The 12,590-nt window shown below is 70.4% G+C and carries 15 protein-coding genes, 1 tRNA gene and 1 pseudogene; 3 read left to right on the top strand and 14 right to left on the bottom strand.

Annotated features, from left to right (window positions below; all coding sequences use genetic code 11):
* The first annotated feature begins 55 nt into the window (after positions 1-55).
* Positions 56-1,465, top strand: coding sequence for an MFS transporter (locus tag ABZZ74_RS27015; protein WP_356769130.1), 1,410 nt, complete (start codon positions 56-58; stop codon positions 1,463-1,465).
* A gap of 56 nt (positions 1,466-1,521) precedes the next feature.
* On the top strand, positions 1,522-2,283 hold the full coding sequence (locus ABZZ74_RS27010) for a TetR/AcrR family transcriptional regulator (RefSeq protein ID WP_356769128.1): 762 nt from the start codon (positions 1,522-1,524) through the stop codon (positions 2,281-2,283).
* Between the two features lie 3 nt (positions 2,284-2,286).
* On the opposite strand, the pseudogene ABZZ74_RS27005 reads toward ABZZ74_RS27010, so the two are convergent.
* The 5 genes and pseudogenes from ABZZ74_RS27005 to ABZZ74_RS26985 all read right to left on the bottom strand — a co-directional run.
* A pseudogene (locus ABZZ74_RS27005) lies at positions 2,287-2,397 on the bottom strand (PPOX class F420-dependent oxidoreductase); the annotation flags it as partial.
* 91 nt (positions 2,398-2,488) lie between these two features.
* Complete coding sequence (locus ABZZ74_RS27000; protein ID WP_356769126.1) at positions 2,489-2,959, bottom strand: PPOX class F420-dependent oxidoreductase; 471 nt, start codon at positions 2,957-2,959, stop codon at positions 2,489-2,491.
* Positions 2,960-3,007: 48 nt separating this feature from the next.
* Positions 3,008-3,829 carry a YceI family protein gene (locus ABZZ74_RS26995; RefSeq protein ID WP_356769124.1) on the bottom strand — a complete coding sequence of 274 codons (822 nt, stop codon included), beginning with the start codon at positions 3,827-3,829 and terminating at the stop codon, positions 3,008-3,010.
* 102 nt (positions 3,830-3,931) lie between these two features.
* Entirely contained in the window at positions 3,932-6,478 is a 2,547-nt protein-coding gene (locus ABZZ74_RS26990; RefSeq protein WP_356769122.1) for an MFS transporter, read from the bottom strand.
* Between the two features lie 13 nt (positions 6,479-6,491).
* Positions 6,492-6,998 (bottom strand): MarR family transcriptional regulator, encoded by a 507-nt coding sequence (locus ABZZ74_RS26985; RefSeq protein ID WP_356769120.1) that lies wholly within the window; start codon positions 6,996-6,998, stop codon positions 6,492-6,494.
* Positions 6,999-7,192: 194 nt separating this feature from the next.
* On the opposite strand from ABZZ74_RS26985, the gene ABZZ74_RS26980 reads away from it, so the two are divergent.
* A complete protein-coding gene (locus ABZZ74_RS26980) occupies positions 7,193-7,390 on the top strand; it encodes a hypothetical protein (protein ID WP_208780814.1) in 198 nt (65 codons plus the stop codon).
* A gap of 10 nt (positions 7,391-7,400) precedes the next feature.
* Here the strand turns inward: ABZZ74_RS26980 and ABZZ74_RS26975 are convergent, their stop codons facing one another.
* From ABZZ74_RS26975 to ABZZ74_RS26935, 9 genes are all read right to left on the bottom strand, one after another.
* On the bottom strand, positions 7,401-8,138 hold the full coding sequence (locus ABZZ74_RS26975; RefSeq protein WP_356769118.1) for a hypothetical protein: 738 nt from the start codon (positions 8,136-8,138) through the stop codon (positions 7,401-7,403).
* 56 nt (positions 8,139-8,194) lie between these two features.
* Positions 8,195-9,085: an RNA polymerase sigma factor SigF gene (locus ABZZ74_RS26970; RefSeq protein ID WP_133049741.1), complete on the bottom strand. Its 891-nt coding sequence runs from the start codon at positions 9,083-9,085 to the stop codon at positions 8,195-8,197.
* A 314-nt stretch (positions 9,086-9,399) separates the two neighbouring features.
* The gene (locus ABZZ74_RS26965; RefSeq protein WP_356769306.1) at positions 9,400-10,296 is read right to left on the bottom strand and encodes an RNA polymerase sigma factor SigF; all 897 of its coding nucleotides are present in this window, start codon (positions 10,294-10,296) and stop codon (positions 9,400-9,402) included.
* 164 nt (positions 10,297-10,460) lie between these two features.
* Entirely contained in the window at positions 10,461-10,754 is a 294-nt protein-coding gene (locus ABZZ74_RS26960) for a Dabb family protein (RefSeq protein ID WP_356769116.1), read from the bottom strand.
* Between the two features lie 12 nt (positions 10,755-10,766).
* Entirely contained in the window at positions 10,767-10,943 is a 177-nt protein-coding gene (locus ABZZ74_RS26955; protein WP_165955203.1) for a hypothetical protein, read from the bottom strand.
* 85 nt (positions 10,944-11,028) lie between these two features.
* Positions 11,029-11,113: transfer RNA gene (locus ABZZ74_RS26950), tRNA-Ser, on the bottom strand.
* A 45-nt stretch (positions 11,114-11,158) separates the two neighbouring features.
* The gene (gene tadA / locus ABZZ74_RS26945) at positions 11,159-11,584 is read right to left on the bottom strand and encodes a tRNA adenosine(34) deaminase TadA (protein ID WP_356769114.1); all 426 of its coding nucleotides are present in this window, start codon (positions 11,582-11,584) and stop codon (positions 11,159-11,161) included.
* 38 nt (positions 11,585-11,622) lie between these two features.
* Complete coding sequence (locus ABZZ74_RS26940) at positions 11,623-12,156, bottom strand: hypothetical protein (RefSeq protein ID WP_356769304.1); 534 nt, start codon at positions 12,154-12,156, stop codon at positions 11,623-11,625.
* A gap of 241 nt (positions 12,157-12,397) precedes the next feature.
* Positions 12,398-12,583 (bottom strand): hypothetical protein, encoded by a 186-nt coding sequence (locus ABZZ74_RS26935; RefSeq protein ID WP_133049738.1) that lies wholly within the window; start codon positions 12,581-12,583, stop codon positions 12,398-12,400.
* Positions 12,584-12,590 lie beyond the last annotated feature (7 nt).

Here is a 12,590-nt window from a genome sequence, read left to right as displayed (position 1 = left end):
GATCCGACGAAAACGCGTTGTACACCGTATAGCAGCCAGCTATACGGTGTATGGCATGTCTCCGTCCCCCCACGTCCCGGCTCAGGGCCAGGGCCACGCCCGCCGCTGGCTGATCCTCGGTGTCATCTGCCTCGCCCAGCTCACCGTGCTGCTCGACAACACCGTCCTGAACGTGGCGATCCCGTCCCTCACCCGGGAGCTGCACGCCGAGACCTCCGACATCCAGTGGATGATCAACGCGTATTCGCTGGTGCAGTCCGGCCTGTTGCTGAGCGCCGGCAGCGCAGCCGACCGCTACGGCCGCAAGAAGATGCTGATCTCGGGGCTCGCCCTGTTCGGCATCGGTTCGCTGGCGGCCGGACTCGCGGGCTCCACGGGACAGTTGATCGCCGCGCGGGCCGGTATGGGGGTCGGCGGTGCGCTCCTGCTGACCACCACCCTGGCGGTGGCGATGCAGATCTTCACCCCCGAGGAGCAGCCGAAGGCGATCGGCGTCTGGGCCGCGGTCAACGCGCTGGGCTTCGCGGCCGGCCCGCTGATCGGCGGGTTCCTGCTGAATCACTTCTGGTGGGGCGCGATCTTCCTGATCAACCTGCCGGTCGCGGCGCTGGGCCTGGTGGCCGTGGTGGCGCTCGTACCGGAGTCGAAGAGCCCGAGCGGCGACCGCCCCGACCTGCCGGGCGCTGTGCTGTCCACCGTCGGAATGGCCTCGCTGGTGTTCGCGATCATCTCCGGGCCGGAGCACGGATGGCTCTCGGGCCGGGTGCTGGCCCCGGCGGGCGTGGCCGTCGCCGTACTGGCCCTGTTCGCGTACTGGGAGAGCCGCATCCCGCATCCCATGCTGGACCTGCACTTCTTCCGGGACCGCCGGTTCACGGGGGCGGTCACCGGGACGGTGCTGATCACCTTCGGCATGGGCGGCGCGCTGTTCCTGCTCACCCAGCATCTGCAGTTCGTGCTCGGTTACGGACCGCTCGAGGCCGGTCTCCGCACGGCGCCGCTCGCTCTCACGGTCGTCGCCCTGAACTTCTCAGGACTGTCGGCGACATGGGCGGCGCGGCTGGGGACACCGGTGTCCATCGCGCTCGGGATGGTGCTGATGGCGGGCGGGCTGGTGTCGATCGCCCTGCTGGACGTCCGGGGCTATGCCGGGACGCTGGTGGGGTTGCTGCTGATCGGGGGTGGGTGCGCGATCGCCAACCCTGCGATGGCGCATGCGATCATGAGCGCGATTCCCCCGGAGAAGGCGGGGGTCGGGGCCGGTGTCAACGGCACCCTGGCCGAGTTCGGCAACGGCCTGGGCGTCGCCGTGCTCGGGGCCGTGCTCAGTTCCTCCGGAGGGCTGGCCGAGGGGCTGAAGGCCGGTCAGCTGGTGGGTGCCGTGGCCGTGTTGCTGGGCGGGTTCGTGGCGGCGGCGTTGCTGCGACGTGCGCAGCGGGCAGACTCGGAGATGGTGGCGGCCTGAGGGCCGGCCGCCGACCGGCACCTCGATGTGTGAACGGAAGTCTAGGAAGGTACGCCATGGTGAGGGCAGCCGAGCGGGCCGTGCGGACCAGTGTGTGGCTGGAGGGCAAGGTCCGTCGGGGCGGGCGCGGCGGCGGGCAGCCGTCGGGTCTCGACCGGGACCGGATCACCGAGGTGACCGTACGGCTCCTGGACGCCGAGGGGCTGGCGAAGTTCTCCATGCGCAGGCTGGCCGCCGAGCTGAACGTCACCGCGATGTCCGTCTACTGGTACGTCGACACCAAGGACGACCTGCTCGAACTCGCCCTGGACGCGGCCTACGGCGAACTCTCCCTGCCCGACCCGGACGCCGACGAGGACTGGCGCGAGCAGCTGCGCACGCTGGCGACGGAGTACCGCGCCCTGCTGGTCCGCCATCCCTGGCTGTCCCCGCTGGCGGGCACGTTCCTGAACATCGGCCCGAACTCGCTGGCCTTCTCCCGCGTCGTTCAGCGGGTCATCCGCAAGACCGGCCTGCCGGTGCACGGCCTGACCGGCGCCATCTCGCTCGTCTTCCAGTTCGTGTACGGCTACGGCACCATCGAGGGCCACTTCATCGCCCGCTGCGCCGAGGCGGGGATGACCCAGGACGAGTACTTCCAGCACGCGATGACGGCGGTGACCCGGTCACCGGAGGCCGCCGAGATCGTCAAGGAGAACGAGGAGATCATGGCGGCCCGGGGCGGTGACACGGTGGAGGAGATGAGGGCGAGGGACTTCACCTTCGCCCTGGACCTCCTGATCGCGGGCATCGAGGCGATGACCGACAAGCCCCACTAGCCCTCAGGCATCCGGCGAGGTCAGCCGTGCCGGGAAGCCGCCGGTGGCGACCGGGCCCCAGCGCTCGGGGGTGAGGCGGATGATGGTCTTGCCCTGCTTGACCATTGCCTCCCGGGCCCCTTCCTTCTGCGCCGCTCGCGCTGCTTCGCAGGCTTCGGAGCGCTGTGCCGGACTCCGTCCGTCGGGTGGTGGTGGTCGGCGTCGACTAGTCCTGGGAGGTCAGCCGTGCCGGGAAGCCGCCGGTGGCGACCGGGCCCCAGCGCTCGGGGGTGACCCGGATGATGGACTTGCCCTGCTTGACCATTGCCTCCCGGTACTCGTCCCAGTCGGGGTGTTCGCCGGCGATGTTGCGGTAGTACTCCACCAGCGGCTCCACGGAGTCGGGCGAGTCGATGACCTCCGCGGTGCCGTCGATTTGGACCCAGGGCCCGTTCCAGTCGTCGCTCAGGATCACCAGGCTGACCCGGTCGTCCCGCTTCGCGTTCCGCGTCTTCGCCCGCTCGGGGTACGTGGAGACCACGATCCGCCCCGAGTCGTCGACCCCGCAGGTCAGCGGCGAGGCCTGCGGGCTTCCGTCGGCCCGTCGCGTGAGCAGGATCGCGCGGTGCCGCGGCCGTACGAAGTCCAGCAACTCGTCCAGCGAGACGGTCGTGTTCGTAGCGATGTTCGGTGCCATGCCGTCAGCCTAGGCGCACCGCCCCCGCTCAGCCTGCTCCTGCCAGGCCTACGCCTGCGGCAGGGACTCCCCCTGCACCGCCTGGATGTCCAGCTCCACCCGCAGGGTCGTGCCGATGGCGGCGATCCCGGCCTGGATCACCTGGTTGTAGTTCATGGCGAACTCCTCGCGCCGCAGCTCGGTCGTCGCGCGGAAGGCGGCCCGGGTGCCGCCCCAGGGGTCGGCGCCCGTACCCAGGTAGGCGAGGTCCAGGTCCACCGGCCGGACGACCCCGCGCAGGGTCAGCTCCCCGTGCACGGTCCAGCGGTCGGAGCCCGCCGCCGTGAGCCCGGAGGACCGGTAGGTGATCTCCGGGTACTTCTCGGCGTCCAGGAAGTCCGGCGAGCGCAGATGGTCGTCGCGCATGCCGTTGCCCGTGTCGATCGAGGCCGCCCGGATCACTGCCTCCACCCGCGACTTCTCCACCTCGTCCGGCGCGATCTCGATCCGCCCGGCGAAGTCGGTGAAGCGGCCGTGGACGCTGGAGATGCCCAGGTGCTGGGCGACCGCGCCCACCGAGGAGTGCGCGGGGTCGATGGTCCACGGCCCCGGCGGCGGCAGCTCGGTGCCACCCTGCCGGGCCAGCGTCACGTTCCCGAGCTCGGCCCGCCCGCTCGCGGTGACGATCGCCGTGGAGGCGGCGGGCGCGTACCCGACGGCGGTGACGATGACGACGTACGGCCCCGGGGTCAGCGCGGTCGTGTCCCGTACGACCCCCTCGGCGTCCGCCTCGGCCCGCAGCACCTGCGCGCCCGTCAGGTCGGTCACCGTGACGACCGCGTGCGACACGGCCCATCCGTCCCGCGTACGGATCCTCGCGGTCAGTCCCATCCCGTTTCTCCCTGCGAAAGCTGTCGGTCTCAAGCGAACCGGCCCGTGGCGGGGACGCGTCCGAGCGATCGGAGCGCGTGACCGCCACGGGCCGGGTTCGAACTACTCGGCCGGGTGGGCCAGTTCGATGTCGTGGTCGTCGACCCCGCGGCCGTTCACCGTCAGGGCCGTCGCCACCGGCGGGTAGCCGGTCGCGATGACCGTGTAGTCGCCGCTGTTCAGGTCGGTGAAGGCGTACGCCCCGTCCGCCCCGGTGGTCGCGGTCCCCACGACGTTGCCGGCCACGTCGACCAGCGTGACCCGCGCGTCGGCCAGCGGCCCGTGCGGCGCCCGTACGACACCCTGCAGCTGCGCCCCCGAGTCCAGGTCGACCTCGATCCGGGTCACCCCGGCCCCGCCGACCTCGACGGGCAGCGCCCGCGGCCGGAACCCGGCGGCGTTCACGGCGACGGTGACCTGCCCCGGCACCAGCTCGGCGAAGGAGAACTCGCCCTGCTCACCGGTGTTTCCGGTGGCCAGCAGATCCCCGCGCACATCGGTCACGATGACCATCGCGTCCTTGACCGGCAGCCCGTTCTCCGCGGCCCGCACCAGCCCGTTCAGCCCGCTGGTGCCGCTGAGCAGGATGTCGTACGACACCGGCTCACCGTTCACCACGACCGTGGACGCCTGCGGCTGGAACCCGTCCGCGGAGGCGATCAGGACGTACGACCCGACGCTCGGCGCGTCCACCGCGTACGAACCGTCCCCCTGCGTCACCGAGCGGCCCAGCTGCCGTCCGGCCAGCGAGATCAGCGTGACGGCCGCCTGCGGCACCGGCGCGCTCTCGGCGCCGCGCACGAAGCCGCGCACCGGGATCCCGCCGGAGCCCTCGGTCGCCTCGGGCCGGGCGATGGTGGCCACGGCGGCGAGCTTCTGCGTGCCGTCGGCGGCGGCCTCCGTGGCCTCCGTGTCGGACACGGCCCAGCTCGGGACGTGCTCGGCGGCGGGAGCCTGCACGGCGACCGGAGCCGCCGAAGGGGTCTCCACCTCGGCCGGCGTCCGCTCCGCGTCCGCGGCCTGCGCAAGGGCGCCCTTGGTCCTCAGCGGGACCTCCTTGATGAACAGGGTGATCAGGAACGCGAGGGCCGCGAGGCAGCCGGCGATCAGGAAGACGTCGGCGATGCCGTGGCCGTACGCGCTCTCCATGAGCGTGCGGATCGGGGCCGGCAGCTTGTTCAGGTCCGGGATGCCGTCCGCGGAGGAGCTGGAACCGGACAGGGCAGCCCGGTACTTGGGGTCGAGGGCGGCGACGCCGTCCGTGACGTAGTGGGTGATCCGGCGGGCCATCACCGCGCCCAGCGCCGAGACGCCCACCGCACCGCCGAGCGAGCGGAAGAAGGTGACCGTGGAGCTCGCCGAGCCGAGGTCGGACGGGGCGACCTGGTTCTGTGTGCACAGCACCAGGTTCTGCATCATCATGCCGATGCCGAGCCCCATCAGGGCCATGAAGATCGCCATCTTCCAGTACGCCGTGTCGTACCGGATCGTGCCGAGCAGGCCGAGGCCGGCCGTGACCAGGACGCCACCGCTGACCAGCCAGGCCTTCCAGCGGCCGGTGCGGGTGATGAACTGCCCGGAGACGGTGGAGGAGACGAACAGTCCGCCGATCATCGGGATGGTCATCACACCCGACATCGTCGGGGACTTGTCGCGGGCCAGCTGGAAGTACTGGCTGAAGAACACCGTGCCGGTGAACATCGCGACACCGACGAACAGCGAGGCCAGCGAGGCCAGCGTGATGGTGCGGTTGCGGAACAGCCGCAGCGGGATGATCGGCTCCCGGGCCTTCGACTCGACGAGCACGAAGACCAGACCGAGGACGATCGAACCGCCGACCATGGCGAAGGTCTGCCAGGAGATCCAGTCGTACTTGTCACCGGCGAATGTGACCCAGACCAGGAGCAGCGAGACGGCCGCGGCGACGAAGAACGCGCCGGCCCAGTCGACCTTCACGTCCCGCTTCATGACGGGCAGGTGCAGGGTCTTCTGCAGCACGATCAGCGCGATGACGGCGAAGGGGACGCCGACGTAGAAGCACCAGCGCCAGCCCAGCCACGAGGTGTCGGTGATGACACCGCCGAGCAGCGGGCCGCCGACGGTGGCGACGGCGAAGGTCGCGCCGAGGTAGCCGGAGTAACGGCCGCGCTCACGCGGGGAGATCATCGCGGCCATGACGATCTGCGCGAGCGCGCTCAGACCACCGACGCCGATGCCCTGTACGACACGGCAGGCGATCAGCATGCCCGGGTTCTGCGAGAGGCCGGCGGCCATCGACCCCAGTACGTAGATGACCAGGGCTATCTGGACGAGCGCCTTCTTGCTGTACAGGTCGGCGAGCTTGCCCCACAGGGGCGTGGTCGCGGTCATCGCCAGCAGCGAGGCGGTGACGACCCAGGTGTAGGCGGACTGGCCGCCGCCGAGGTCGCCGATGATGTGCGGGAGGGCGTTGGTGACGATCGTGGAGGACAGGATCGCCACGAACATGCCGAGCAGCAGCCCGGAGAGCGCCTCCATGATCTGCCGGTGCGTCATCGGGGCGCTGCCGGCGGAGGCACCTCCCCCGTGCTTGGCATGAGCCCGCACACCGGCTGGTGTGGTCGTTGCCATGGGTTTCCTTTTCTTAGGTGCTCGCGGGTGTACGGGTGGTCGGGTCGAGTGCGGGGGCGGGCGGCGGGAGCCGGGGCGGCAGCGCGGCGACGCGGCTGTCGTCGAAGCTGGCGCGCAGCCGGGCCATGAGGCCGGTGAGCTGGGCGAGCTCCTCGTCGCTCCAGTCGGCGAGCCGTTCGGCGAGCAGCTGTGTGGTCCGCTCGGACAGCGCCTCCAGACGGGCGAGGCCCGCGGGGGTGAGGTGCAGGATCCGGGACCGCTTGTCCGCCGGGTCGGGGGAGCGGTCGATCCAGCCGCGCTCCGCGAGGTGCGCGACATGGCGGCTGGTGACCGACATGTCCACGGCGAGGAGGTCGGCCAGCTTGCTCATGCGCATGTCGCCGAAGCGGCCCAGCAGGGTCAGCACGGCGGCGCTGCCGCTCGGGCAGTCGGACGGCATGATCCGCCCGATCTCCCGCTTCACGGCACCGAAGGCGCTGAACTGGCGCAACAACTCCTCGTACTGCACCCGCTCGGCCATCACACCTCCCGCATTCGTTGCTTGGGGCAACCATAGAAGTTGTTGGTTGCTGCAGGCAAACAAATAAGGTGTGATCGGCATAAAAACTTGGCAAAGACAAGTATTGCGAAAGTAAACACGCAGGTGGGGCGGGACGCGGGGGCCGGAGGGCCCCCACTTGGGTCCCCCTCGGCTATTCGCTAGGGTCTCGGGCTATGGCTAACCCCCAGAACCCCCAGGGCAACTACGACCCCGCCGGCAGCACGCAGATGTTCCGTGCGTTCGTGGACGAGGGACCGCAGGGCCGGCAGCAGCAGGCCCCCGCCCCCGCGGGCCCCCGCATCGGCCTGATCGTCGGCGTCGTCGTGGCCGTCGCGGTCGTCGCCGCCGTGGCCTGGCTCGCCCTGATGTAACTCGGGCGCGCTACTTCCACTGGACGGTGACGTCCCGCGTCTCGACGTGCATGCCCAGCGGCACGCGCCAGGCGTCGACGCACACCGTCCAGGTCTTCTCCTTGCGCGCCCCGGCCCCGATCGGCACCGGAAGCGGCTCGGCCGACTCGACCGTGCCCCAGTCGATGCCGAGCAGCCCGATGATGTGCGTCCCGAACGTCACCGTGCCCGAACGCACCGCGGTCCCGCCCGAGTTGGCGAAGGTCAGCTCGACGTCCTCGCACCACCGCTGGTCGGTGGCCGTGCGGACCGGCTCGCCCCAGCTCAGCGCGGCGGGCCCGACGGGGGCCGTCGGACCGGGAGTTGTCGTCGAGGGCGGTGAAGCGGGCGTCGTACGACCGGGCTTGGTGCCGCCGGTCGAGGAGCCCCCTTGCGCGCCGGGCGTCCCCGCGGCCGCAGTGCCGCCCGGCGCGTCCACACTCCCCGCGCCCGCGTCCCGTTCACCCGTCGCCGTCGCCGTCGTCGGCGCCCCGCTCCCGCCCGGTGTGGCCCGGGGCCGCTCCAGCGGCACCAGCGTCACCCCGCCCGTCGGGGCCGCCGCACCGGAGACCTGCGGACCGCCGACCGCGCCCGTGGCGACATAGCCCTCGCGCCCGCCGCCCCCGCACGCCGCCAGTGCGGCGCCCAGACAGACGACGGCCGCCGACGCGCCGATCAGGGCGCCTCGACGGCCACGTGTCCATGTCGTCCCGGGAGTCGCTCGCAGCATCGCGCCATGGTGGCTGACGCTCTGTCAAAAAGGAACCCCCGGGTTCCGTTCCGCTCTCAGTCCGAGATCAGGCCTTCGCGCAGCTGGGCCAGCGTGCGGGTCAGCAGGCGGGAGACGTGCATCTGCGAGATGCCGACCTCCTCGCCGATCTGCGACTGGGTCATGTTCGCGAAGAAGCGGAGCATGATGATCTGCCGCTCCCGGGGCGGGAGTTTGGCCAGCAGGGGCTTCAGGGACTCGCGGTACTCGACGCCCTCCAGGGCCGTGTCCTCGTAGCCCAGCCGGTCCGCCAGCGAGCCCTCGCCGCCGTCGTCCTCCGGGGCCGGCGAGTCCAGCGAGGACGCGGTGTACGCGTTGCCGACCGCGAGGCCGTCGACCACGTCCTCCTCGGACACGCCGAGCACGGCGGCGAGTTCGGGGACGGTCGGGGAGCGGTCCAGCTTCTGCGAGAGCTCGTCGCTGGCCTTGGTGAGGGCCAGGCGCAGCTCCTGCAGTCGGCGCGGCACCCGCACCGACCACGAGGTGTCGCGGAAGAACCGCTTGATCTCCCCGACGACCGTCGGCATCGCGAAGGTGGGGAACTCCACGCCCCGCTCGCAGTCGAACCGGTCGATCGCCTTGATCAGCCCGATCGTGCCGACCTGGACGATGTCCTCCATCGGCTCGTTGCGCGAGCGGAACCGGGCCGCCGCGTACCGCACGAGCGGCAGGTTGAGCTCGATCAGGGTGTCCCGGACGTACATGCGCTCGGGGCTGTTCTCGTCCAGCGTGGCAAGCCGCAGGAAGAGGGAGCGGGACAGGGTGCGGGTGTCGATGGCCTCCGAGGAGGCCGGAAGGGCCGGGGCCGGCACGGCCTCCAGGACCGTGACGTCGTCGAGAACGGCGTCGGGCGCGGTCTCGCTCTTCGTGAGCGTGAGCACCTTCGAGCTGCCCTGATCTGCGGACATGCCACCCCCTTTGGGTCGCGGGACGGTCGCGGCCGAGCCTCCCCTGGTGAGGAGTTCAGCCTTCACCTGAATACCGGAGCCGAAGCCGCGGCAAACGCACTGGCGGAAGAATGTCACATGTCGGCAACACGCTGTAGTGACATGTCGACATGCGAGATACGAAACGGCCCTGGAAAGAGGGGGTCTGAGCGTTTTTCGGCAGAGAACGGTCGGGAACATCCCTGGTGAGCGATTCGCTCGTACCGGTTACGACTCGATCCTGCTTGCGAACTGGGGCGTTCCGGTGTGTTCCGGAGCGTGCGCCCGTGCGCCTCTTATGCCTCGATCCGATTCGCGGATCGCAGCCGCTGGAAGCTACGCGCGAGTAGGCGGGATACGTGCATCTGCGAGACCCCGAGTTCCGCGCTGATTTGCGACTGGGTGAGATTGCTGTAGTAGCGCAGCAGAAGGATTCGCTGTTCGCGCTCCGGGAGTTGGACGAGCAGATGCCGGACCAGATCGCGGTGCTCGACGCCGTCCAGGGCCGGGTCCTCGTAGCCGAGCCGGTCCAGCAGTCCCGGCAGCCCGTCGCCCTCCTGCGCGGCCTCCAGCGAGGTGGCGTGGTAGGAGCGGCCGGCCTCGATGCAGGACAGCACCTCCTCCTCGGTGATGCGCAGCCGCTCGGCGATCTCTGCGGTGGTGGGGGAGCGCCCGAACGCCGTGGTCAGGTCCTCCGTCGCGCTGTTGACCTGTACCCACAGCTCGTGCAGCCGACGCGGTACGTGGACCGTGCGGACGTTGTCCCGGAAGTACCGCTTGATCTCCCCGACGACGGTCGGCATGGCGAAGGTCGGGAACTGCACGCCCCGGTCCGGGTCGAAGCGGTCGATGGCGTTGATGAGCCCGATGGTGCCGACCTGGATGACGTCCTCCATCGGCTCGTTGCGGGAGCGGAAGCGGGCGGCGGCGTAGCGCACCAGCGGGAGGTTGGCCTCGATGAGCGCGCAGCGCACCCGGTCGTGCTCCGGGGTGCCGGGCCGCAGCTCCTTGAGCTCGGCGAAGAGCACCTGGGTGAGGGCCCTGGTGTCGGCGCCGCGGCTGCGCGGCGCGGCGGCGGGGGCCACCGGGGGCTCCGTGACGGCTTCCACGACGGTTTCCACGACGGCTTCGGCGACGGCTTCCTGGGGAGGCGCAGTACTGGCCGACACGGTCAACGCCACCTCTTCATCGATCAACTCATCCGTCAAAAGCGGTCATAGCATCACAAGACATGTGCACTGTGTGCAAGCACCGCATAACGATGTGTTACGCCGTGTTGAGGGGCAAGTTGGTGCAAAAGATCCACGAAAGCCTCCCGCCGTCGCGGCGGGAGGCTCGGTTCATGGAGCATCCGGGCTCAGTACTCGTAGTCGGCGATCACCCAGGTGGAGAACTCCTTCCACAGGGTCACACCGGCCTGGTGCTCCGGGTGCTCCACGTAGGCGCGCAGCGCGGCCGTGTCCTCGAACCCGGAGTTGATGGCGAAGTCGTAGGCGATGGGGCGGTCGCTGAGGTTCCAGCCCAGCTCCCAGAAGCGGATCTCGGGGATCTTGCCGTCCAGTGAGCGGAAGGCCTCGACGCCCTCCACGACCCGCGGGTCGTCGCGCTCGACGCCCTCGTTGAGCTTGAACAGGACGAGGTGGCGGATCATCTGCGCTCCTGGCTAGTGGGCCCCGTCGGCGATCCAGGTGAAGAAGTCACCGATGGCCTTCGCGGCGTCCGAGATGCCCTCGAACCCTATCTGGACGTAGTCGGCCGCCTTGGCCGGGTCCGTGATGATCACGTACAGGGCGAAGACCACGAGCACATAGACGGCGATCTTCTTCGCGTTCACCGCCATCGCGGCCTCCCCAGGTCACTTCCTTGCCCAACGACCGCACATGATCGCACGAAGGGCCCCGTCTTTCGACGGGGCCCTTCAGGAGCGGTAGCGGAGGGATTTGAACCCTCGGTGACTTGCGCCACACTCGCTTTCGAGGCGAGCTCCTTCGGCCGCTCGGACACGCTACCGAGGGAGACCTTACAGCACCGCGAGGCGTGCTCAGAAATCGGTATTCAGCGGCCGCGGAAGAACTCGGTGAGAAGCCGGGCGCAGTCGTCGGCGAGCACGCCCTCGATCACCTCGGGACGGTGGTTGAGCCGCCGGTCGCGTATGACGTCCCAGAGGGATCCGGCCGCGCCGGCCTTCTCGTCGCGGGCGCCGTAGACCACCCGGTCGAGCCGGGACTGCACGATCGCGCCCGCGCACATGGTGCAGGGTTCGAGGGTGACCACGAGCGTGCAGCCCGCGAGCCGCCACTCGCCGAGGTCGGCGGCGGCCCGGCGGATCGCGAGGACCTCGGCGTGCGCCGTCGGATCGCCGCTCGCCTCACGCTCGTTGTGCCCGGCGCCCAGCACGGTCGTACCGTCCGAGGCCAGGACGACGGCGCCCACGGGCACATCGGTGCCCGCCCGTCCGGCCTCGGTCAGGGCGAGCCGCATCGCGGCCCGCCAGCGGTCACGTACGGGGTCCGTCGCCGTCAGCGGACGGTCTCCAGGACCTCCGAGGCGCCGAGGGACTCGGCGATCGCGGTCAGCGCGTCCTCGTCCAGGGAGCGCAGCTCCTTGGCGCTGACGCCGAGGTCGTCGAGGATCTCGGCGTCGCCGACGGGGCTGTGCGGCACCGTCTCGGCGGACGGGGCGTCGTCGTCCTCGCCGTCGTCCTCGTCCTCCCCGTCCTCGGTGCCGTCGAGGTCGAGGGCGTCCAGGTCGGGGCCGTCGTCGCCGGGCTCCCTTCCGAGCAGTTCGTCGGTGAGCAGGATCTCGCCGTAACTGCTGCGGGCAGCGGCGGCGGCGTCCGAGACGTAGATACGAGGGTCGTCCTCGCCGTCGATGCGGACGACGCCGAACCAGGCGTCCTCCTGCTCGATCAGAACGAGCACCGTGTCGTCCTCGGCCGCGGCCTCCCGTGCGAGGTCGGCCAGATCCGACAGCGTCTCCACATTGTCGAGGAGCTCTGTGTCGCTCGCTTCCCACCCGTCTTCGGTGCGCGCGAGCAGTGCGGCGAAGTACACCGTGACTCTCCCACTGGTCATAGGTGTGCCGGTTGGGGGTCCCCCCGGCGGAGGCTTGGGCGGGGAAAGCCAGGGCCGAGCCCCACCCACTCGGAATCGTGGCAGAAACAAGGCGTTCAGGGGACGTCTTCGGCTCCCTGTGTCCGCCCGTTTTGATCGACCACCAGCGGGATCGTACGCGGCGAATCCCGTGCGCACGCACCCGGTGGCCCCTTACCGCGGGTTGCCGGGGCCGCCGCGGCTACCAGCGGAAGGTGCGCATGCGCATGGCGTGGCGCAGCCGGGCGACCTTGGCCCGCCGCGGCTGCACGCGGTCCCGCAACTCACGTGCCTCGGCGCGTTCCCGCAGGAACTGGGCCCTGCGGCGCCTGCGCTCGGCGTCGGTCTGCTGCTGTGACGCGTCCTGTTGGGACTCAGGCTCAGGCATAGGCTCA

Source organism: Streptomyces sp. NPDC006476 (genome assembly GCF_040612015.1).
Taxonomy (GTDB): domain Bacteria; phylum Actinomycetota; class Actinomycetes; order Streptomycetales; family Streptomycetaceae; genus Streptomyces; species Streptomyces griseorubiginosus_B.
This window is presented reverse-complemented; position numbering and strand designations above follow the sequence as displayed.